Genomic DNA, 22,127 nt, shown 5'->3' with positions numbered 1-22,127 from the left:
AATATCAAAAGTGAGTTTAATGTTTTTATATTTAATGATTTATTCATCTTATATACATTTATTTAATATTTATGGTATACTTTTTTTTGTTATATGTTAATGAAAAACATAAATTCTAACTTTTACGAAATTTAGGAGCATTTATGAAAAATAGAAAAAAGAAATATTTTTTAATTTTATTAATTTTTTTAATAGTTATTAATTTATTTATATTTTCTTTTTATAAATTTAAAGTAAATAAAAAAAATGAAAAATATATAAAAAAAACTAATGTAATTTTATATGAATCTAAATTAGAGATGAAAAAAAGAAATTTTAAAGATTCTGAAAATAAACTTTATTCAATTATAGATAATAAAGATATGTTTTATAGTTTACCTGATAATTTAAAGTTCGAAATTTATAATTATTTAGCTATAATAAATCTTCAACAAGAAAAATTTTTAAATGCTTTATCTTATTATGAAGAAGCCTTTAAATATGCTGATAAAGAGTCAAAGATAATTATTAAACTAAACATGACATCTGCTTATAGATATATGGGGGCCTATGTTACTGCTACTAATATTTTAGATAAAATGCTAGATTCATCATTATTATTTAGGAATGAAGATTCTTACCTTAAAGAATATACTTTATTAAACTTAGCTGAAACTTATTTTGCTGTAAATGATATGACTGATTTTAACTCTACAATAGCAAAGGCATCTAACTCTTATTATTATGGCCCTGAAAATGATTTAGAAGACTTAAAAATCCTTTTAGATTCCTATTTAATAATAAAAGCAATATCAGAAAATAATCTTGATTTAGTACCAAACTATATTTCTGAAATAGAAGAATTAGAGATTAAAAATAAAGATGTTATATATTCTGAATTAGAAATGATTAAAACTCGTTCTTATGGTATGTACTATAAAAGTATTGGAGATTTTGATCTAGCATTAGACTACTTTTCAAAACTAGAAAAATTAGCTGATAATGAAGGTGCTTCTTATGTTTCACTTTTTTCTATCAGCGAAAGAATATCAATTTATAGAAAACTAAATGATAATAAGCAGGTAGATTCTTTAATAAATAAATATTATGAAAAACAAACTTCAATAAATGATATAAATAACTATGAATTTAAATATTATATAGATAATAAAATTATAAACAATCACGAATTACCATTTTTAAAAGAGACCATTATTATTTTGATAATTCTATTTTTAACCTCTATTCTATTAGTGCTTTTTTACTTAAAAAAAGCTAGGGATTCAAAATTAGATTCTTTAAAAGATGGGCTTTGCAATATTTATAACAGGCGTTTTTTAGACTCTTACATAAATAATTTAAAAGAAAAAGATTTGCCTATTTCTTTTCTAATGATAGATGTAGATTATTTTAAACTTTATAATGATAATTATGGTCATCAAGCTGGTGATTTTATACTAAAAAGTATAGCCTCTGTACTTGAAAAAAACTCTCGTAAAGAAGATATAGTTGCACGTTATGGAGGGGAAGAATTTTGTGTTTTACTAAAAGGTGCTTCTAAGTATTCTTCTATTAACTACGCTAAAAGAATCAAAGAAAATTTAGATAATTTAAATATAAAACATAAATATTCAAAGACTTCAGACCATGTAACCTTTAGTATTGGAATATATACTACATATACTAAAAATGATCTGAAAAATGCAATTAAATTTTCTGATAAAGCACTATATATATCTAAAACAAGAGGAAGAAATACCTATACTTATCTAGAAGATAACTCTTCTGATTCTTCTAATTAACTTTAATATAAGGAAAGGTAACTTACTATAAGTTACCTTTTCTTATATGATTAAGGATTACTATTAATTTTTTTGGAGAGAACTCTTAGTCTACTTAAAAGTTTTTGGAGTGAATTCATCTCCCTTTGCTTTTGGTTCTCCAAAAACAGCTTTTACACTTTCACTTTGAGGATTATGATTTATGTGTTTTTTGTTGTTATTTTTTTTACTCATTAATATCACCTCAAAAATAGTTTGTGTACTTCCCTTCTCTTTATTCCTAGCATATATTAACTATTTATGAAATTATATTTTCTAATAAGATAGTTTACTCTAAAAAATACCTATGTATCTTTTAAATTTTTCTTCACCTTAAAAACAGTAATACCTAATAGAAAAGAATTTATTATGCTAAGCCACCCCAAATATGAACCTTCTATAAGAAAAACTATAGTTACTATAAAAAAATATACTACTCCTAAAATCCATAAATATCTTTGATTTTTTAATGACATTAAATCACCTAAAAATTACATATATATAAATTATATGATTACAAATCTTAAATTGTCAGTTTATTATAATTAAATCTCAAATTTCTATTTATTTAAAATAATTTTTATATATTATTTAATATCTATTACATTAACCCCTACTTTAATAGTAAATAATATAAATTAAACTCAAAATTATACACTTTAATTAATTTTATAAATTTTGGTAAATTTATTACTTTTATATGAAAACCATTTAAAATTTACTTATTTTATAAAAATATATTCTTTTACAGATATTTTCTCCTTCTTTTTATTAACAAACCATTAATTTATTAACATACTTTACTTTAATTTAATGTGTATTATTTGTATACTTAAGAAAAATAAGGCTTTAAAAGTATATATGAGAGGTGATTTTATATGGAATCAAAAGAAAAAAGTAAATTAACCCTAACAGCCTTAATCCTTATGATCTTTACATCTGTTTATGGCTTTACTAATATGCCAAGAACCTTTTATTTAATGGGTTATAGCGGAATCATATGGTATATAATGTCAGCTATTTTATTTTTTATTCCTTATGCTTTTATGATGGCTGAATATGGTGCTGCCTTTAGAAAAGAAAAGGGAGGAATATATTCTTGGATGGCTAAATCAGTAAACCCTAAGTTTGCTTTTATAGTAACCTTTATGTGGTTTTCTTCAAATCTAATATGGATGGTATCTGTATCATCATCTATATGGATTCCTTTATCTAATGTATTTTTTGGTAAAGACACAACTTCCACTTGGAATATATTTGGTTTAACAGGCCCTCGTGCAATGGCTGTGCTAGCTATAATATTACTAATAACAATAACATTTATTTCTTCTAAAGGATTAAATAAAATTTCAAAAATTACATCCATAGGAGGAACAGTTGTTGCCTTAGCTAATGTAGTTTTAATTCTTGGTGGTTTTTTCGTACTAGCAAGCAATGGTTTTGAATCAGCTCAAGGTTTTAATATTGAACAGTTCATACATTCTCCAAACCCTGCATATCAATCCCCTTTAGGCGTACTTGGCTTCGTTGTATTTGCAATATTTGCTTATGGTGGAATAGAAGTAGTTGGTGGATTAGTTGACCAAACTGAAAATCCTAAAAAGAATTTCCCTAAAGGAATAAAAATTTCTGCCTTTGTAATTGTTATTGGTTATGCAATAGGAATTTTATGTATTGGTTTCTTTGTTAATTGGAATAGAGACTTAACTGGTCCTGATGTAAATATGGCAAATATAGCATATATTGTAGTAAATTATCTTGGTTATTACATAGGAGAAGCAATTGGCTTAAGTGCTAATGCTTGTACAATGTTAGGTAACTTCTTTGCTAGATTTATAGGACTTTCAATGTTTTTAGCACTTATAGGTGCATTCTTCGCTTTAAGCTACTCTCCTTTAAAACAATTAATAGAAGGTACTCCTAAGGATATTTGGCCTGAAAAATGGACAAGATTAAACAAAGAAAATATGCCAGCTACAGCTATGTGGATTCAATGTATAACAGTAATTATATTTGTTTTATGTTGCTCAATGGGTGGCGAAGATTCATCTAAATTCTTTAACTATTTAATACTTATGGGGAATGTAGCCATGACATTACCTTATATGTTTTTATCCTTTGCTTTTTCATTCTTCAAGAAGAAAAAAGAAATTGTAAAACCTTTTGAAGTATATAAAAATTATAAGAGCGCTTTAGTTTGGTCTATCATAGTAACATTAACAGTTGGTTTTGCTAATATATTTACAATAATACAACCTCTTACTTCAGAAAATAAAGATTATGTTGCTGTAATCTTCCAAATTTCTGGTCCTATTATATTTGGATTCTTAGCATGGTTAATATATAGAAGATATGAAAACAATGTACTAAAAAAACAAATTTCAAATATTGATAATAAAATTGATACAGAACTTGAAAAAATAGAAAAAGCTGAAGAAGAAGTTACAAGTGAAACAATAGGAGTAATAGATATAGAAGTTCATGATGATGATTCTAAATAAGCTAGAAGGACTATACTTTATAGTTAACTATAATAATAAAAATCTCTAAAAAAGTAATTGGTCATAAATTTCTATGACCAATTATTTTTTTAATAAATTTATTTTAATTCTTAAAAGTGTCAACAATACATTTTTCTTCTCTAAAAAAAATCATAGCAATAGTTATAAATATAAAGCATCCTATAGCAATTTGAAATGGATAAAACATTACTTGTTTACTAGTTAATAGCATTGGCAAAACAGCAATTGCTGCAACTGGTGGAAAGTACATATTAAATATTTCAAGACATATAAATAAACTAATTAATAGGAAAATAGTACAAAGCCATAAAGGCAGTCCTAAATATTCGTTAAATCCAATTCTAAATATAAATCCTAAAATAGCTACAACAATAAACAAGAATAATAAACTTTTTGAACGCTGCCTAAATTTACAATGCTCATTTGTAAGTTCTATAAAAGCAACTATTAAAGGTGGTGCTATTAATAAAGTAATATTAAATTTAACAGAAAAATATGTTAAAATACCCACAGTAATAAATATCTTAAATAATCTAATAAATTCTTTTTTTCTAAGTGAAGTATTTCTTTCAAGTTTAGCAATTTCTTCTTTAAATTCTTCTCTTACCTCTTCACTTACTCCATAATCTTCTATAAAATACTTAATTGAAACTATAAGTATAGTAAGTATAAATACTGATATTGGATAAACCCAAGTCTCAGTTCTAAGTACAATAGGTAAAATACAAGCTGAAATAATTGGCACAAGAGTTGTTTTTGATAGCTTTAATATAAGCCCAGTAAAAACTAATCCTATTAAAACTTCCATAGTTAACCCTAAGTTAACATATCTTACAATAAATACCCCTACTATAGAACATAGTGTCATAAGACCTACTAATCCTACTTTGCTAACCTTCCAAGGTTGCTTTTCTAAAACCCAAGATCCCACAACTAAAGCGGCCACCTCTGGAAATATTATCTCTCTTTCCCCTGTAATTTCTGCAATACTTACCATAGCTAAAATAAGTACAAGTGATATAAAATATCTTTTATATTTCATATTATGACATCCTTTGTTTAAAAATTTCAGATTAATTTTATCATACCAAAAGTATTTTGTTAAAAATAAAACAACTATCTCTATACTATTTTTAAACATTTTCATTTTTTAATCTATCAATAAATATGCTATATAAAAATTATTATAATACTTAAAATTAGTTTTATTAACAAACTTCCAATAATTAATCTCCTATATATTAAATAACTAATTTAATATATAGGAGATCTCTCTTAACTCATTTATCCCAAATCAAATTTTGATATACCACTATTATAAAAAACAGTTCTCTTTAAATTGTTATCAGCAGGTAAATAACAAGGTTCAAAGGCTAATGCTGCCCTATAATATCTTTGTGCTAACAAAACATTTCCTCTTTTTTCTTCAATTACTCCAAGTAAGTTTTCTATTTCTGCTGAACTACTATTAATTATTAAAGCATTTTTTAATAATAATTCAGCCTTATCATATTCTCTAGAGCAAATATACTTTCTTGCTTTCTTTAGAGATTCTTTTATATAGGTACTCTCTTTTAATCCCTCTACCTTTTTCATTATAAACTCAATTTGTTCTATTAAATCATCTATTAAACACTTTGAAATTATAATACTCATATTAAAGTTCACTATCCTTATCTTGAATTCTAAGTAGCCTATATCCAACCCCTATATGGGTTTGTATATAATTTGTATCCATAGCCTTTTTGCTTAATTTTTTTCTTAAAGTTGCCATAAAAACTCGTAATGAAGGAATATCACTTTCACAAGTGCTAGACCAAATTTCTTTTAATATATAATTGTGAGTAAGAACTCTTCCAACATTTTTAGAAAGTAAACATAGTAATTTATATTCAATTGGAGTTAAATGTATCTCTTCTTCATTTAAAAATACACATCCTGAAGTATAATCAATTTTTAAGTCTCCATTTACAAACTCTTGTATTTCCTGTGTATTATTTCTATCATAGTTCATTTTTCTTATAGCAACTCTTATTCTAGCCATTAACTCATCTACACTAAATGGTTTAGTCAAATAATCATCAGCTCCTAAATCTAAAGCTTCAATTTTATCTCTATCTTCACTTCTTGCACTAACTACAATTATTGGACAATTTGACCATTCTCTTACTTTTTTAATTATTTCTATGCCATCCATATCAGGTAGTCCCAAATCTAGTATTATAATATCTGGTCTTTTTGATATTGCTAAAATCATTCCTTGTGAACCATTAAAAGCCGTATGACACTTGTATGAATTTATTTCTAATGTAGCTGTTACAAAATTTCTTATGGCTTTTTCATCTTCAATAACTAAAATTGCTGGTTTCATTATTATTCACCTCAAATCTCTGCAAACTAAAGCCAATTATAGTTCCCCTAGGTTTATTATCTCTAACATATATTTCTCCTTCATGTACATTTATAATTGATTTGCACAATGCTAATCCTAACCCTAATCCTCTTCTACTATCACTAATATTTTTCTTAGATGTAAAAAACATATCAAATATATGTTCCTTATCTTCTTTACTAATTCCTACACCATTATCTGCTATCTCAATTATTACATTATCTCCTTTTGAAAAGGCACTTATTTTTATATTTGATCCTTTTTCTGTATACTTTATTGCATTATCAACAATATTTATTATTACTTGTATTATAAGTCTTACATCAGCATTAACCATTAACAATTCATCTTTCAAATCAATTTCTATATTATAGTCACAGGCATTTCTATTAACATGTTGCAAAGCCTCTAAAATAATTTCTTCTACTAATTGAGCTTCTCTATTTAAATTTATATTTCCATTATCTATTCTTGAAACAGAAAGTAAATTTTCAACTAAGTTTATTAACCAAATTGAATCATCATATATATCTAATGTTAACTTTCTTTTAGTTTCTTCGTCAAAATTATTATTTAAAAGCAAACTTGCACTTCCAGATATACTTGTTAAGGGTGTTCTTAAATCATGAGAAACAGCCCTTAATAAATTTGCTTTAAATTTTTCATTCTCAGCTTGCATTAAAGCCTGCTTCTTTGCTTCTTCTAAAATATAATTATCTATGACAAAAGATACTTGATTTATCATTGCAATTAGTAAGGATTTTTCTCCTTCCTCTAATTCCTCTCCTTCTTCTAAAATTATCCCTATTACTATGCCTATATCCTCTTGTCCTAATACAGGAATATACATAGCTTTAGCTCCAGGCAATGTTTCTGTACCCTTTCCAGCATATTTTCTATTATTGATAACCCAAAGTACTACTCCCTGTTCGTCTAAGTTAATATATTTATCACTTAATTCACTTCCATCTTTGAATTTATAATTATATATATTTTCAATTTGACTATTCTTCGCCTTATAAACTACTACAGGTTTTTTTACTAATCTACTAACTTGCTCTTGAGACTTTAAAATAATTTCTTCTAAATCTGAACATCTTCCAAGCTCACTACTAGATTCTAATAAAATATTTGTTCTATATGCTGTTATTGCTGATTTATTAGCCTGTACTTTAACTTTATTTGTAAGAGTACTAGTTATTAAAGCTGATACAAGCATTATAAAAAACGTAAATATATAGCTTGAATCATAAGCATTAAAAGTAAATTTAGGTTCCGTGAAGAAAAAGTTGAAAAGTAAAACACTAAATAAGGAAGATATAACTCCATATATTCTTCCATAAGTCTCCTTTGCTATAATTAAAACACCTAAAATAAATACTATTATTATATTAGCTTCACTAAAACCTAAATTTTCAAAGAATAAGCTTATAATAATTGTAATAATTAAAATCCCCAAAGTTTTTAAAGAATCTTTAATTGTTATTTTTTCTTTATTTAAGCAAATTTTATTTATATCTTCTACATTTTCTTCTTCATCTGGTATTATATAAACGTCTAGCTCTGGAGCTAATTCTATTAATCTGTCTACAATACCAAATCTTGACCATAGATGTCTTTTCTTCTTTGTTCTCCCTATTATAACTTTTGAAACTGAACTAATCTTAGAAAACTCTGAAACTTGATATGCAACATCATCTCCATAAACTGTTTCTATTTTAGCCCCTAAATCTTTTGCTAATTTAACATGTTCTCTTAACCTTTCAATATTTCCTTCTTTTAATTCTCTTGATGAAGTTGTTTCAACAAATAAAGCAGTAAACTTTCCATGAAAGGCTTCTGCCATTCTTGCTGATGTTCTAATTACTTTACTATTTGAAGGGGAAGAACTTAAACATACCAATATATGCTCATTAGTATGATAAAAATTTTCATTTTTATTTATCATAACCTCTTTATTTACACTATTAGCAGTCTCTCTTAAGGCTAACTCTCTCAAAGCAACTAAGTTTTCTCTTATAAAAAAGTTTTTTAATGCCTTTTTTGCTTGATTTTTAACATATATTTTTCCACTATTTAATCTTTCAATCAAGACAGATGGATCTACATCTATTAATTCAATTTGAAAAGCATTTTTAAATATTCTATCAGGTATTCTCTCTTTAACAACTATATTAGTTATAGATGCCACTACATCATTTAAACTCTCTATGTGTTGAACATTAAGAGTAGTATAAACATCTATGCCAGCATCTAATAATTCCTCTATATCACTATATCTCTTTTCATGTCTAAGTCCCTTAACATTGGTATGAGCTAACTCGTCCACAATGATTAAATCTGGTTTTCTACTTAAAGCTAAATCTAAATTAAATTCCCTTAATACCAATCCTCTATATGCTACTTCTAAATTAGGTAATAATTCTAATCCTTCTAAAAGTGCTAGGGTTTCTGGTCTTGTATGAGGCTCAATATATCCAACTACAACATCTAGTCCCATAGCAATTGCTGAATGTGCCGCTTCTAACATTGCATATGTTTTCCCAACCCCAGCAGCATATCCAAAGAAAATTTTAAGTTTTCCTCTTTTACTATCTTTTTCATTCTTATTTATTTCTTTTAATATTTCCTGTGGATTAGGACGAGTTTCCCTCATTTATAATCCTCCTATTCTCGTAATATACCATCTAAAGCAAGATTAACTTTTAAAACATTAACTGTTTTTTCTCCAAAAATACCTAAAAATCTTCCCGTAGTATATTTATCTATTATTTCATTAACATAATCTACACTTAAATTTCTCTCCTTAGCAATTCTATCTACTTGATATTTTGCTGCTGCAACAGATATATGTGGATCTAATCCACTACCTGATGAAGTTACCAAATCTACAGGAATAGGTTCTTCTTCCTTACCTTTATTGTAACTTCTTATTCTCTCTACCCTCTCTTTTACTAACTTTTCATATTCTTCACTTGCTGGACTTAAATTTGATGGAGATGAATACATTAATGGTTTTCCATTGCTATCCTTAAACATTTCTACATTTATATTCATAATCCTTCCCCACAAATATTTATTATCTGTAAATTGTTGACCTAATAACTCACTTCCATATTTTTTACCATCTACTTCTATAATGCTTCCATTTGCCTCTTCTTTAAATAAAACTTGTGCTAACACAGTCGTTGATACTGGATAAATTATTCCACATAATATTGTAAAAACCAAAACAGCTAAAATAGACTTCCTGATAATTTTCATATTAATCTTCCTCTCTAAACTATTCCTAACATTGTTATTAAAATATCTATACCTTTTATAGCTATAAATGGAGCTATAATACCTCCTAATCCATATACAAATAAGTTTCTTGATAATAACTTATTTGCTGAGACCTCTCTGTATTTAACGCCCTTAAGAGCTAAAGGAATTAAAAATATTATTATAAAGGCATTATATATAACTGCAGATAATATTGCACTTTCTGGACTTTGAAGATTCATTATATTTAACCTTGATAATTCAGGAAATAACCCTATAAAAAGTGGAGGAATTATGGCAAAATATTTTGCTATATCATTAGCTATGCTAAAAGTTGTAAGTGCACCTCTAGTCATAAGAAGTTGTTTCCCTATTTTTACTATCTCTATTAATTTAGTTGGCGATGAATCTAAATCTACCATATTTCCAGCCTCTTTAGCCGCTTGTGTTCCTGTGTTCATTGCTACAGCTACGTCTGCCTGTGCTAGGGCTGGCGCATCATTAGTTCCATCTCCAGTCATGGCTACTAAATGCCCCTTCTTTTGAAAGTCTTTTATCATGTTTAATTTACCTTCTGGAGTTGCTTCCGCTAAAAAGTCATCAACCCCAGCCTCTGCTGCAATTGCTGCTGCAGTAAGTGGATTATCTCCAGTTATCATTATTGTCTTTATTCCCATTTTTCTTAAATCAGAAAATTTTTCTTTAACACCTCTTTTTACTATATCTTTTAAATATATTATTCCTAAAACTTTATAATTTTTAGCTACTACTAAGGGAGTTCCTCCTTTCCTAGCAATTTCTTCAACTTTTTTCTCACATTCATCAGAAAAATCCCCACCATGTTCAGTTATATATTTTTTAATAGATTCTGCTGATCCTTTTCTTATTTCATCTCCATTAAAATCAACACCACTCATTCTTGTTTTAGCAGTAAATTCAATAAACTTAGCATTTGAAGAACTTAAATCTCTTCCTCTAATTCCAAACTGTTCTTTTGCTAAAATAACTATACTTCTTCCTTCTGGAGTTTCATCTGCTAAAGATGATAATTGGGCAGCATCTGCAAGTTCTTCTATATTAGCCCCATCAACAGGTAAAAATTCACTAGCCTGTCTATTTCCTAAGGTAATTGTTCCAGTTTTGTCTAACATTAAAATATCAACATCTCCTGCAGCTTCTATGGCTCTTCCACTCATAGCTAGAACATTAGCTTGGTTTAATCTACTCATTCCTGCTATACCAATGGCAGATAATAAGGCTCCTATTGTTGTAGGTGCAAGACAAACTAATAAAGCTAATAATGATGTCACTGAAGTGCTATTTATAACTCCATTCTGATTAGAAGCAAATTCTGAATAAGCATATAATGAGGCTGTAACAACTAAAAATATTATTGTAAGAGAAACTAATAGTATTTGAAGAGCTATTTCATTTGGAGTTTTCTTTCTAGAGGCTCCTTCTACCATAGCTATCATTTTATCCATAAAACTTTCTCCAGGGTTATTACTTACCTTAACTACTATATAGTCTGATATAACTTGAGTTCCTCCAGTTACGGCACTTCTATCCCCTCCACTTTCTCTTATAACAGGAGCTGATTCTCCTGTTATTGCACTCTCATCTACTGATGCAGCTCCATAGACCACATCACCATCAGCAGGTATTTGTTCACCGGCCTTAACTATTATTAAATCTCCTTTTCTTAGCTCTGTTGAATTAACCTTACTAACCTTTTCCTTTGTCTCTATGGACTCTATTCTGTTAGCCAAAATATCTTTCTTAGCAGAGCGCAAAGCATCAGCTTGTGCTTTTCCTCTACCTTCTGCAATAGCTTCAGCAAAATTAGCAAATAAAACAGTAAACCAAAGTAAAATTGAAATAAATAATATAAAAGATGGTGAGTTATCTTTTATTCCAAATAGTGAAAAAACATATAAAACTGTGGTTAATATAGAAGCTATATATACTATAAACATTACTGGATTCTGTAATTGAATCTTTGGATTCAATTTTATAAAAGAATCTTTCATAGCTCTTTTAATCATTTTACTATTAAATAAAGAATTTTCTTTCTCCTTCATACTTTTCTCCTCCTTAAGCAATCATCTGTAAAAACTCAGCGATAGGACCTAAAGCAAGTGCTGGGAAAAAGCTTAAAGCACCTACTAATAAAACTACAAAAATTAGTAATCCTATGAATAATAAATTATGTGTTGGCAATGTTCCTACACTAGTTGCAACTTTTTTCTTTTTCACTAAGGAACCTGCAATGGCAAGTGTTGCAATCATAGGTACAAATCTAACAAATAACATGATTAATCCTATACTTACATTTATGAATACAGTATTAGCTCCTAAGCCTGCAAAGGCTGATCCATTATTTCCTCCTGCTGAAGAATAAGCATATAAAATTTCTGAAAAGCCATGGGCTCCTGAATTAGTTAAACTATTTAGTATTTCTGGATTAATAGATGCTAAAGCGCTTCCTATAAGAATAGAAATAGGAGTTGCTAAACATATAAGCATTGCCATTTTCATCTCATAAGGCTCTATTTTTTTACCTAAATATTCTGGAGTTCTTCCAACCATAAGCCCTGCTATGAACACAGTTATTATTGCAAATGCTATCATTCCGTAAAGACCACACCCAACACCTCCAAACACAACTTCTCCAAGCTGCATTAAAAGCATTGTAACCATTCCACCTATTGGAGTAAAACTATCATGCATAGAGTTTACAGAACCATTTGATGCTGCTGTAGTAAAAGCTGCCCAGGTACTAGAACCAACTACTCCAAATCTACTTTCCTTACCTTCCATATTTCCACCACTCTGATCTATATATCCTAAGTTTACATCTCCATTTTGAGCTAATTGTGGTGTTCCATTAGCTTCACTTACTCCGATTATGCATAATGCAATAATAAGCAAAGTAAACATAGCTATAAATATAGCTCTCCCTTGTCTTTTATCCTTTATATTTCTACCAAAGGTAAAACAAAGAGCCGCTGGAATCAAAAGTATAGATAACATTTCTAATAAATTTGAAAAAGCTGTTGGATTTTCTAAAGGATGAGCTGAGTTTACCCCGAAGAAACCTCCTCCATTAGTTCCTAATTGTTTTATAGCTACCTGGCTTGCTGCTGGTCCTTGAGGTACTATTTGACTAGTAACTCTATTTCCATCATCTAAAACAATTTCCTCTAGTAAAGCTACCTCTTCATAAGGTTTAAAATTTTGTACTGTTCCCTGCGAAACTAATAGTATTGAAAGAACTATTGAAAGAGGAACTAATAAATAAAGAACAATCCTTGTTAAATCCCTCCAAAAGTTTCCTAATCCACTTTTGTTTACCCTTGTAAATCCTCTTATTAAAGCAAACAAAACAGCAATACCAACTCCTGCTGATAAAAAGTTTTGAACTGTTAATCCAAGCATCTGAGTTAAATAACTTAATTGACTTTCACCAGAATAAGCCTGCCAATTTGTATTTGTAATAAAACTTGCTGTTGTATTAAAACTCAAATCCCATGAACTTCCACTTATTCCTTCAGGATTCAATGGTAATACTCCTTGTAACAAATTCAAAGCAAATAAAAATATAAATCCTACAGCACTAAATGCTAAAACTGAAAATGAATATTTTTTCCAATCCATATCCTCTTCATTGATTCCTAGAACCTTATATATAAAATTTTCACAAGGTAATATTAATTTTGATAAAAATACCTTTTCTTCATTCATAACTTTTCCGATATATTTTCCTAACGGAATTGCTAATAGAACTAAAATTATTAAGTATAAAGAATACTGTAAAATTGCATTACTCATTTCTCTCCCCCCTAAGCAATATATACCAAAGGTAAATAAATAGTATTAAAAATGTTAATCCAGTGATGATTAAAATTAAATCCATATTTCTCTCCCCTTTCTTAAATTATTATATTTAAAAGCGTATTAAGATGGCGTTAGAGTTTTATTTGTTAGTATTAAGATTGTATAAAGATTTTCTTCTTAAAATTTTATAAAAAAAGTCTTTAAGAATTAATCTTAAAGACTTTATGTATACTTCTATTTATTTTTTGCTCTTGTCTTAACTAAAAAATAAAATTTACTATATAACACGTAAATTTATCCATATTTAATATAAAAAAAGCATATATATATGCTTATATACATGCTTTTTATTTTAATATTTCTAGTAATGAGTCTAAATTTTTCTTAAGTTCTAATATTTGCTCTTTTTCTATTCCTAAAGAACAAAAAGCCTTTCTTGGCACATCTATCATATCATCTTTTAAATTTCTTCCCTCATCTGTTAATTCAACTATTACAACTCTGTCATCCTCTTTTGATCTATATTTTGTTACAAGATTCATCTTTTCTAACTTTTTTATAAGAGGTGTTAAAGTTCCAGAATCAAGATGCAATTTTTCACCAATCCCTTTAACTGTTATTCTTTCATTTTCCCACAAAACAAGCATTGTTAAATATTGTGTATAAGTTAAATTATATTGATCTAAAATAGGTTTATATTTCTTTATAACTTCTCTTGAAGAAGCATATAATCTAAAACAAAGTTGGTTTTCTAACTTTAAAATATTATATTTATCCATAATAGCTCCCTTTAATCCTTTAAATATGCTACATTAAATTTTATACAATTAATTATAAAATTAAGATATTACTTTTTTATTATATTGTCAATATAAATTCGATTTATAATATCAGTTTTTAGTAATGATTTAATGATATAAGTATATAGGCAAATACTCTCCGATAAAGGTAAGTAGATAATTACATTTTATCTGTCTAGCTCTATCTATTTTATTATTATATCTAAAAATTTACTTAATTCTAAAGCTTGATAAGCTGTAAAAATTCCACCTTTTAAGTTTTCCATGTTTAAATCTATGTCTTCTATATTACAAGTTCTAAAATCAATATCCTTAATATTTGTTCCTCTAAATATAGACTCTTTTAAATTCACATTTTGAAAATTCACTTTTTTTAAGTTAGCTTCTTGAATAACAGCTCCTGTTAAATCACAATCTTTAAATTCCACCTCTTTTAAATTACTAAAAGATAAATTAATATATTTTCCTAAACAATCTTTAAAAGAAATATTGTTTAATGATGATTCATCAAATCTACTTCCTATGATTTTACAGCCTTTAAACTCTACTCTATAAAACCCACCATCAAAGAATTCGCAATTAGATAAATCACACTTTTCAAATTTTACATCTGTCATATCTATTCTATTAAAATTGCAGTTTATAAATATAACATTTTTAAATATACATGAATCAAGCTTTATTGAACTCTCTTCTAAATTTTCTATAATTACATTTTCTATTATAACTTCCTCTAGTTTTTCTTCTTTCAAAATTTCTTCTGCTACATCATCTACATTATTTAATTCTAAAGGAATTTTAGGTAACTCTATTTCCCAAACTTTCATACTTGTATCTCCTAAAACAAAAATTATATTTAATATGAATTATATCATACAAATATGGCTCTAATTTACAATATAATTTTTAAAATTTTTTACATACTAATAATATAAACATATAGGGAGTTGATTTTATGAAAAGTAAAAACAAAAAAGAATATTCTAAAGAAAATTACTTAGCTAATGGCCATAAAACTCAAAATCAATGGGCTAAAAATCATATTAACACAAGTATAGAAGAGCCAGGAATAAATGAAAGTGGAATAGAAGCAAAAAAACGCGGCTTCTAAATATCTTCTTTCTTATTTAACTAAAATCTAAAAGCCATAATATTTAAATTTTTAATTTTGAACTTAAATATTATGGCTTTTAATATAATAAAATTTAATCAAATTTAGGCTTAAAGCTTGGGTTATTATATGCTTCAAAACACATCTGTATTTGTTCTTTTGTATTTCTAGTCAAAGATAACTTTGGAAGATTATTTAGTTCAAAAAATCCACATGTCTCAGTCTCAATATTATCATTAAAATTAACATCTAAAAGATCACAAAGAATAAAAATTTTATAAATACTTTGAACCATTAAAGGTTTATTATGTTTATTTCTATCTAAAATTGCAATTATACTTTTAGGTTTAACCTTTGCCCCCGCTTCCTCATATGCTTCTTTTTTTATGTTTTCAGATACTGATAAGTTTATATCAGCCCATCCTCCTGGCAAACTCCAAGTGCCATCTAATTTTTCTTTTACCAATAAAATTTTATTTTCTTTTATTATAGCAGCCCTTACATCAACCTTAGGGGTTAAATATCCTCTTTCTTCAAATAAAACTTCCTTAACTTTATGTAATTCTAAATTAGTACTTTCACTAATAATATCAGCTGCAATATTCTTTAATTGATTAAATCTATCTATATCATACACATCTTTAGAGTAAGTTAATCCTGCTTGAGCAATAGAATCTATCTCAGTAGCCCATTTTAATAATTTATTCACAATAAAACCTCCAATTCAAATTAAAATTCTCGCAAGTTAATTATAATAAATTTTTCAAAATTAAAGATTACATTTTACATACTTTGCCCACTTTTACCTGTTTTTTGACCAGTTACGCACAAACTATTCCATCATCTTTAAATTATTGTTAGAATACACTTGTAATATTTCTTAAGTAAATATTTATTTTTATTAAGCAAGGGGTGATTTTTTTGAAACATACAAAAAGGATTTTAACAAGTGCAATTTTAATTACATTAATAACTCTTTTTTCTCCCTTAATACTTAAAAATAGCATAGCTTTATATATTGAACAAAGAGTATCTTATTTTACATCTTTAGAAGTTGTTTCAAGTATTATAAGTCCCATACTTGCTTTAATATCAATATTTTCAATTGCATATTCCATAATTGTAATTAAAAATAAATAATTACTTATTAATGATTTTACTTTAATTTAGTAAAAAACCTTACATAAAATTACCACCATAACTATTGATCCTAGAAATAGAACTGTCCACTCTATTTTTAGGATTTTTATTTTTTTCTTCTTTATGTAAAATGAATATTATGATAATATTTTTAATATAAACTAATGATAATTATTTTTAAAGGAGATTTTATGACAAAAGAAACTCATTCAACTGGAGGCGTATGCATTTCTTTAATAATGCTAAATACAATTTTAAGCCTGTTCTTATTTCCATATGATATAGCTTATAAAATTTTATTAATAGCATTATTTTTTCATTTTTCTTATATAGGATCTCTATTTCCTGATATAGATCAAAGAAAATCTTCAATTAGTCAAATGTATCCTTTTCTTTCAAAGCATATAGGTAGTAAATGTAGACATCGTGGATTTACTCATAGTTTACTATGTCTATCTTTAATAGTATTAACCTTATATATTATTTTAAATGTTAGTAACTTCAACATAATATTATTAATAATTTCAATAGGATTTATAGCTGGATATATATCCCACTTAACTTTAGATTTTTTAACTTCAGAAGGAATAGAACTTTTCTATCCTTGGAAAACTAACTTTAAAATAGCCAAAATTAAAACTGGATCAAAAACTGAAAAGATAATAAATAAAATACTAAAAATATTTAATTTCCTTCTCATTATATATAACATAGTCTTAATTTTATCTGATATTTTAGGAATAAATATATTAAGTTTTATAAGTAAAAGCACTCTATTTTGAGTGCTTTTACTTTTTATATAAAATATTTTGGAACAACATAATAAAAATTTCATAAACTGATATTATAAAATTGATTTTAATAGTATACAAGGAGTTTTGTTATGATAAGAAAAATTTATAATCCTAATAGATATTATGATGATTACAATAGATATAATTGTTACGATAGATATAATTGCTATGATGATGAGTATTGTCAAGATGATTATTATTGCAAGGAAGACTGTTATTGTAAAGATGATTGCTATTTAGAGATAAATTGCAATTGTTGCGATTGTTGTAAACCTGGACCAAGGGGTCCAAGAGGACCTCAAGGTCCTAGGGGTCCTCAAGGACCAAGAGGTCCTATGGGATGTCAAGGTGAGCGTGGTCCAATAGGTCCTATGGGCCCTATGGGGCCTATTGGACCTCAAGGTCCACAAGGTGATCAAGGTCTTACTGGCCCTCAAGGCCCTGCTGGTCCTCAAGGCGAACAAGGTCCACAAGGTGATCAAGGTCCTGTTGGTCCTATAGGCCCTCAAGGTCCTCAGGGTGAGCAAGGTCTTACTGGTCCTCAAGGACCTGCTGGTTCTCAAGGCCCTGAAGGTCCTACTGGTCCTCAAGGTGCTACTGGCCCTCAAGGTCCTGAAGGTCCTACTGGTGCTCAAGGAGATCAAGGTCCTGTTGGTCCTCAAGGAGCTCAAGGTCCACAAGGCCCTCAAGGTCCTCAAGGTGCTACCGGTCCTACTGGCCCACAGGGTCCTCAAGGTAATCAAGGTCCTGCTGGTCCTCAAGGCCCTGTTGGTCCTCAAGGTCCTCAAGGTGAACCTGGAGTGGATTTTGATGATACCTTATTAGTTAGTTATTCCTCATTAACTTCTCAAAATGTTAATGCTAATGGTATATTCACTTATAATATCCAAAATCCTAATGGCTCAACTTTTACAGCAATAACTGCCAATATAGCAAACGGAACATTTACAATAAATGAACCTGGAAGATATTTATTTATGTGGTCATTTAATTTAGATAACACAAATAATACCACAGCTAGCGCTATAGTATCTTTATTTAGAAATGGTTCTAGAGTATTTTTATCTGGAACTCCTAGAGTAGCTCCTGGTGAAATAGGCGTAGTAAATGGAAGTATTGCCGTAAATGCTAATGCTGGTGATGTATTTGCTTTAGTTAATAATTCTACAAGAAACGTTTTATCACAAATAATATCTTCACCAATTTCTGTAACTCCAGCTATCTTAGGAGAATCTACAGGAATAAATTCAGGAATAGGATCTTGGGTTCAAATAGTTAGAGTATCTGATTAATAAAAAATTGACTAAATAATTAGTTAACTTTAAATTATAAACCGCACATCAAAATATTAAAGATGTGCGGTTATTTTATAAAAAATTATTTTCTTTATCTTATTGCAGTTATTACATCAGTTTTAGCCGCCTTTCTAGCAGGAAATATCCCTGCAATAAAACCTATAACTAAACAAAAAACAAGAATTCCTAAAATCAATGAAAAACTCGGAACTGATATTTTCTCTATAGGTTGTCCCATCATATTTTCAGTAATTGATTTTGCAACAGAATTTATTCCTAAAGTTGCTAGTACTCCAAGTATTATTGAAATAAATCCACCTGTAATAGAAATTGCACAAGCTTCACCAACAAATATTTTTATGACATCCCTTACACTTCCACCAATTACTTTAATTACTCCAATCTCCCTATTTCTCTCATAAATAGCCATATCCATAGTATTAGTTATTCCTAAAGCAGCTACTAAAAGTGAAATTCCTGCTAAGGAACCAAGGATTATATTGACACCTAGTAACATTGACCTTGTTTGTTTTTCAAACTCTTTAAAAGAACTTGTTTGGTATCCCATATTTCTTAATGTTCCCTCATAAGATTCTAACATTTCTTTATCATCTACCCTAACATCTATTCCTTCATATGTAGTAAGTTGTTCTTTTAAAAACTCTTCATCTACTAATGGCGCTCCCTTTATTATATCTTCAACAAGTTTACGCGAACCTTGTATTTCATAATTTTTCTGACCATTTCCACTTGATAAAATCCCAACAATATTACAAGTTATTTGTTTGCTTTTAAGAGGATTTCCTTTGTCATCAGAACCAAAATCTTCTCCTCCTAACTTTACTCTTTTTCCAATAAGTTTTTGAAATTCAGAATCATCTTTAACCTTATCTTCCCAAGAGTATCCTAAAAGTTCCTTAGCTACATCATAACCAAGTAATAATTCTTTGCTTCTATTTTTAGGTACTTTTCCAGCTAAAAGAGAACTTTCAGAAATTAAATTAGCCTTATCATTAGCTAATATTCTTGCATAAGTCTGATTTTTCCCATATTTTATTTGAGTATGAGCATACCTCTTAGGAATAACTTCTGAGAAATATCCTAATTTATTCAACTCTTCAACATTTTTATCTGTTAACTTAGTTTTGGTGGTACTATCTTTATTATCTTCAGTTTCTGATTTCCAATTAGGATAAATACTTATTACTGAAGTATCCATTAAACTTTCCATTTCATAGGTTAAGTATCTTTCAAAACCATTTGTTATTGAAATTATTATAAAAATTGCAAGACACCCAATTATTACTCCCATCATAGTAAAAATTGTTCTTGTTTTTCTTTTCCACATATTTCTCCATATTATGGATAACAAATCATTAAACTTCATAAATTCTCACCTAAAATCCGAATAAACTCTTTATTAATGATATTAACCCTAATTTATTCTTTTTTGGTACTGTCTCTTCCACAGGCATCATAGCTGGTATAATACATGAACTTGTTGAATTATATTTCTTACCTGTAGCATCTTCATAAGTAACTTCAATGGAAGCATTTCTTTCTTCTTCAGAAGGAGTTATTGCTACATCCATATATTCCTCCCCTTCTACATCAATAGTTCCTATATTTTGTTCCATGACCTCAGTGCCTATAGTAACCTTAGCATTTACATTTTTTATTTTTGTTTTACTATCATTCCTTAAGGCAGCACTAATAGTACTTTCAGTTGGAGTAACTCCACTTATACTTAAACTTGGAGTGTTCTGAATCATTACCCCTATAACTTTTGTTATTTCTTCTTGCTCTTTTCCTTTTTCATTAAACATAAGGCTAGTAACAAAATTGTGTACACCAGCTTTTATATTAGGATCACTTGCTAAAGTCACGCTAACATATTTAATATCATTACGTGCAATGCTTCCTACATATATTTCATTTGTTGTCCCAACTGGCATGAATCCATCTAGTGTTCCTTTTCCCTCAACATTTACAATTTTAAGAGAAACTCCATATAGACTACTTCCACTTATATTTTCAACTTTAAAGGTTAATGTAAATGGTATTCCTGGCTCTATAACTTCTTCATCTATTGATACTGAACTTATTATTAAATCCTTTGATTGAATATTGCTTATTTGAGTATTTAATTGCTCTCCCCCACTTGAATTATTATTTTCACTGTTATCACTTTGATTTTGAATTTCAGATAGTGCATTAGAAACCTTATCTGTAAAACCTAATGCTTTTTGTGGAACTGATACAGTCGTCAATATTGTAGTTAAAGCTAAAACTAAACCCAAATTTCTTTTTTTCATAATTTCTCCCCCTAAATTCACCTAATTTATATAAATATTAATTTTAATTATTTTATTAGCAAAGAAGACCATCTTCCATTTTTATAACTCTATCTGCGTATTCATAAACCACTTGTGAATGAGTTACCACAACAAAAGTTGTATTAAAATTTTTATTTAAATCCTTTAATAAATCTAAAATTTCTATGGTAGTCTTACTATCTAAATTCCCCGTAGGCTCATCAGCTAGTATTACACTTGGATTATTTATTAAAGCTCTTGCTATAGATACTCTTTGTTGTTGTCCCCCTGATAATTCTGATGGTTTATGATTCATCCTATCAGCTAATCCAACCTTTTCTAGCATTAATTTTGCTCTTTCTATTCTTTCCTTTTTAGAAACTCCTGAAAAAATTAGTGGCATCTCTACATTTTCTAAAGCTGTAAGTTGAGGCATTAAATTATAACTTTGAAATATAAACCCCATATTTTTTCTTCTAAATAAAGCTAATTCATTTTCATTTAAGCCTTCAATATGATGTTCATTTATTACTATTTCTCCTTCATCACAAGGCATTATACCTCCTAAAATATTTAAAAATGTAGATTTTCCTGATCCTGACTCTCCTATAACTGCAGTAAATTCCCCCTTATTAATTTCTAAACTTATTCCCTTTAGAATTTCAACAGAAGTATCTCCAACCTTAAATGTTTTCTTTATATCTTTGCATTGAATTATCATTCTTCCCCCTACTTTAACATTTCATATTTACTTTTCTACTATGAAATTTTACAAATTATCACAATTAAGTATATCTTTATTAGAATTCGACTTAATAACAAATTAATTACTCTATGATGAATATTAAGTTAATAAAT

At 27.9% G+C, this 22,127-nt stretch carries 21 protein-coding genes; 6 read left to right on the top strand and 15 right to left on the bottom strand.

Annotated elements, in window-relative coordinates:
- Nucleotides 1-143 precede the first annotated feature (143 nt).
- Entirely contained in the window at nt 144-1,781 is a 1,638-nt protein-coding gene (locus CPF_RS05965) for a GGDEF domain-containing protein (protein ID WP_011590611.1), read from the top strand.
- A 90-nt stretch (nt 1,782-1,871) separates the two neighbouring features.
- Here the strand turns inward: CPF_RS05965 and CPF_RS15195 are convergent, their stop codons facing one another.
- Together CPF_RS15195 and CPF_RS14975 are read right to left on the bottom strand one after the other, a co-directional pair.
- Nucleotides 1,872-1,994 carry a CPC_1213 family protein gene (locus tag CPF_RS15195; protein ID WP_003456254.1) on the bottom strand — a complete coding sequence of 41 codons (123 nt, stop codon included), beginning with the start codon at nt 1,992-1,994 and terminating at the stop codon, nt 1,872-1,874.
- Nucleotides 1,995-2,104: 110 nt separating this feature from the next.
- A complete protein-coding gene (locus CPF_RS14975; protein WP_003450391.1) occupies nt 2,105-2,275 on the bottom strand; it encodes a hypothetical protein in 171 nt (56 codons plus the stop codon).
- Between the two features lie 402 nt (nt 2,276-2,677).
- On the opposite strand from CPF_RS14975, the gene yjeM reads away from it, so the two are divergent.
- Nucleotides 2,678-4,300, top strand: coding sequence for a glutamate/gamma-aminobutyrate family transporter YjeM (gene yjeM / locus CPF_RS05960; RefSeq protein ID WP_003456313.1), 1,623 nt, complete (start codon nt 2,678-2,680; stop codon nt 4,298-4,300).
- A 103-nt stretch (nt 4,301-4,403) separates the two neighbouring features.
- Here the strand turns inward: yjeM and CPF_RS05955 are convergent, their stop codons facing one another.
- The 9 genes from CPF_RS05955 to CPF_RS05915 form a co-directional block, all read right to left on the bottom strand.
- Entirely contained in the window at nt 4,404-5,363 is a 960-nt protein-coding gene (locus CPF_RS05955) for a hypothetical protein (protein ID WP_003456130.1), read from the bottom strand.
- Between the two features lie 242 nt (nt 5,364-5,605).
- A complete protein-coding gene (locus CPF_RS05950) occupies nt 5,606-5,977 on the bottom strand; it encodes a hypothetical protein (protein WP_003456405.1) in 372 nt (123 codons plus the stop codon).
- 1 nt (nt 5,978) lies between these two features.
- Entirely contained in the window at nt 5,979-6,692 is a 714-nt protein-coding gene (locus CPF_RS05945) for a response regulator (RefSeq protein ID WP_003456175.1), read from the bottom strand.
- Nucleotides 6,667-9,369, bottom strand: a complete 2,703-nt coding sequence (locus tag CPF_RS05940; RefSeq protein ID WP_003456245.1) for a sensor histidine kinase — start codon at nt 9,367-9,369, stop codon at nt 6,667-6,669. The genes CPF_RS05945 and CPF_RS05940 overlap by 26 nt, the downstream gene beginning before the upstream one ends.
- Before the next feature lie 11 nt (nt 9,370-9,380).
- Nucleotides 9,381-9,977: a potassium-transporting ATPase subunit KdpC gene (gene kdpC / locus CPF_RS05935; RefSeq protein WP_003456358.1), complete on the bottom strand. Its 597-nt coding sequence runs from the start codon at nt 9,975-9,977 to the stop codon at nt 9,381-9,383.
- A 14-nt stretch (nt 9,978-9,991) separates the two neighbouring features.
- Entirely contained in the window at nt 9,992-12,058 is a 2,067-nt protein-coding gene (gene kdpB, locus CPF_RS05930) for a potassium-transporting ATPase subunit KdpB (protein ID WP_003456252.1), read from the bottom strand.
- Nucleotides 12,059-12,071: 13 nt separating this feature from the next.
- A complete protein-coding gene (gene kdpA / locus CPF_RS05925; protein WP_003456394.1) occupies nt 12,072-13,808 on the bottom strand; it encodes a potassium-transporting ATPase subunit KdpA in 1,737 nt (578 codons plus the stop codon).
- A 353-nt stretch (nt 13,809-14,161) separates the two neighbouring features.
- Nucleotides 14,162-14,593: a MarR family winged helix-turn-helix transcriptional regulator gene (locus tag CPF_RS05920; RefSeq protein WP_003456274.1), complete on the bottom strand. Its 432-nt coding sequence runs from the start codon at nt 14,591-14,593 to the stop codon at nt 14,162-14,164.
- 206 nt (nt 14,594-14,799) lie between these two features.
- On the bottom strand, nt 14,800-15,441 hold the full coding sequence (locus tag CPF_RS05915) for a pentapeptide repeat-containing protein (RefSeq protein ID WP_003456145.1): 642 nt from the start codon (nt 15,439-15,441) through the stop codon (nt 14,800-14,802).
- A gap of 128 nt (nt 15,442-15,569) precedes the next feature.
- Between CPF_RS05915 and CPF_RS14970 the strand changes: the two genes are divergently transcribed.
- Entirely contained in the window at nt 15,570-15,725 is a 156-nt protein-coding gene (locus tag CPF_RS14970) for a hypothetical protein (protein WP_003456266.1), read from the top strand.
- A gap of 94 nt (nt 15,726-15,819) precedes the next feature.
- Here CPF_RS14970 and CPF_RS05910 read toward each other — a convergent pair whose 3' ends face one another.
- Complete coding sequence (locus CPF_RS05910; RefSeq protein ID WP_003456298.1) at nt 15,820-16,434, bottom strand: NUDIX hydrolase N-terminal domain-containing protein; 615 nt, start codon at nt 16,432-16,434, stop codon at nt 15,820-15,822.
- Between the two features lie 203 nt (nt 16,435-16,637).
- On the opposite strand from CPF_RS05910, the gene CPF_RS05905 reads away from it, so the two are divergent.
- The 3 genes from CPF_RS05905 to CPF_RS05895 all read left to right on the top strand — a co-directional run bounded on the left by CPF_RS05905 (nt 16,638) and on the right by CPF_RS05895 (nt 18,951).
- Nucleotides 16,638-16,865 (top strand): hypothetical protein, encoded by a 228-nt coding sequence (locus tag CPF_RS05905; RefSeq protein ID WP_011590609.1) that lies wholly within the window; start codon nt 16,638-16,640, stop codon nt 16,863-16,865.
- A 191-nt stretch (nt 16,866-17,056) separates the two neighbouring features.
- A complete protein-coding gene (locus CPF_RS05900; RefSeq protein ID WP_003456331.1) occupies nt 17,057-17,647 on the top strand; it encodes a metal-dependent hydrolase in 591 nt (196 codons plus the stop codon).
- Nucleotides 17,648-17,748: 101 nt separating this feature from the next.
- Nucleotides 17,749-18,951, top strand: a complete 1,203-nt coding sequence (locus tag CPF_RS05895; RefSeq protein WP_011590608.1) for a collagen-like protein — start codon at nt 17,749-17,751, stop codon at nt 18,949-18,951.
- A 94-nt stretch (nt 18,952-19,045) separates the two neighbouring features.
- On the opposite strand, the gene CPF_RS05890 is transcribed toward CPF_RS05895, so the two are convergent.
- Genes CPF_RS05890 through CPF_RS05880 form a run of 3 tightly spaced genes read right to left on the bottom strand, consistent with a single transcriptional unit; the run spans nt 19,046 to nt 21,990 of the window.
- A complete protein-coding gene (locus CPF_RS05890; RefSeq protein ID WP_003468551.1) occupies nt 19,046-20,341 on the bottom strand; it encodes an ABC transporter permease in 1,296 nt (431 codons plus the stop codon).
- Between the two features lie 10 nt (nt 20,342-20,351).
- Nucleotides 20,352-21,269: a hypothetical protein gene (locus CPF_RS05885; protein ID WP_003456383.1), complete on the bottom strand. Its 918-nt coding sequence runs from the start codon at nt 21,267-21,269 to the stop codon at nt 20,352-20,354.
- Nucleotides 21,270-21,324: 55 nt separating this feature from the next.
- Nucleotides 21,325-21,990, bottom strand: coding sequence for an ABC transporter ATP-binding protein (locus CPF_RS05880; protein ID WP_003456309.1), 666 nt, complete (start codon nt 21,988-21,990; stop codon nt 21,325-21,327).
- Between the last annotated feature and the right edge of the window lie 137 nt (nt 21,991-22,127).

The sequence above is a fragment of the Clostridium perfringens ATCC 13124 genome (assembly GCF_000013285.1).
Classification (GTDB): Bacteria; Bacillota; Clostridia; order Clostridiales; family Clostridiaceae; genus Sarcina; species Sarcina perfringens.
The sequence above is the reverse complement of the archived record's forward strand: the minus strand, read 5'-3'. Positions and strand labels throughout refer to the sequence as shown.

Coding starts and splice junctions, on each gene's coding strand:
- CPF_RS05950 (WP_003456405.1), bottom strand. CDS start 5,977: ATGAGTATTATAATTTCAAAGTGTTTAATAGATGATTTAATAGAACAA.
- kdpB (WP_003456252.1), bottom strand. CDS start 12,058: ATGAAGGAGAAAGAAAATTCTTTATTTAATAGTAAAATGATTAAAAGA.
- yjeM (WP_003456313.1), top strand. CDS start 2,678: ATGGAATCAAAAGAAAAAAGTAAATTAACCCTAACAGCCTTAATCCTT.
- CPF_RS14970 (WP_003456266.1), top strand. CDS start 15,570: ATGAAAAGTAAAAACAAAAAAGAATATTCTAAAGAAAATTACTTAGCT.
- CPF_RS05915 (WP_003456145.1), bottom strand. CDS start 15,441: ATGAAAGTTTGGGAAATAGAGTTACCTAAAATTCCTTTAGAATTAAAT.
- CPF_RS05920 (WP_003456274.1), bottom strand. CDS start 14,593: ATGGATAAATATAATATTTTAAAGTTAGAAAACCAACTTTGTTTTAGA.
- CPF_RS05890 (WP_003468551.1), bottom strand. CDS start 20,341: ATGAAGTTTAATGATTTGTTATCCATAATATGGAGAAATATGTGGAAA.
- CPF_RS05900 (WP_003456331.1), top strand. CDS start 17,057: ATGACAAAAGAAACTCATTCAACTGGAGGCGTATGCATTTCTTTAATA.
- CPF_RS15195 (WP_003456254.1), bottom strand. CDS start 1,994: ATGAGTAAAAAAAATAACAACAAAAAACACATAAATCATAATCCTCAA.
- CPF_RS05965 (WP_011590611.1), top strand. CDS start 144: ATGAAAAATAGAAAAAAGAAATATTTTTTAATTTTATTAATTTTTTTA.
- CPF_RS14975 (WP_003450391.1), bottom strand. CDS start 2,275: ATGTCATTAAAAAATCAAAGATATTTATGGATTTTAGGAGTAGTATAT.
- CPF_RS05940 (WP_003456245.1), bottom strand. CDS start 9,369: ATGAGGGAAACTCGTCCTAATCCACAGGAAATATTAAAAGAAATAAAT.
- CPF_RS05880 (WP_003456309.1), bottom strand. CDS start 21,990: ATGATAATTCAATGCAAAGATATAAAGAAAACATTTAAGGTTGGAGAT.
- CPF_RS05895 (WP_011590608.1), top strand. CDS start 17,749: ATGATAAGAAAAATTTATAATCCTAATAGATATTATGATGATTACAAT.
- CPF_RS05955 (WP_003456130.1), bottom strand. CDS start 5,363: ATGAAATATAAAAGATATTTTATATCACTTGTACTTATTTTAGCTATG.
- kdpC (WP_003456358.1), bottom strand. CDS start 9,977: ATGAAAATTATCAGGAAGTCTATTTTAGCTGTTTTGGTTTTTACAATA.
- CPF_RS05945 (WP_003456175.1), bottom strand. CDS start 6,692: ATGAAACCAGCAATTTTAGTTATTGAAGATGAAAAAGCCATAAGAAAT.
- CPF_RS05885 (WP_003456383.1), bottom strand. CDS start 21,269: ATGAAAAAAAGAAATTTGGGTTTAGTTTTAGCTTTAACTACAATATTG.
- kdpA (WP_003456394.1), bottom strand. CDS start 13,808: ATGAGTAATGCAATTTTACAGTATTCTTTATACTTAATAATTTTAGTT.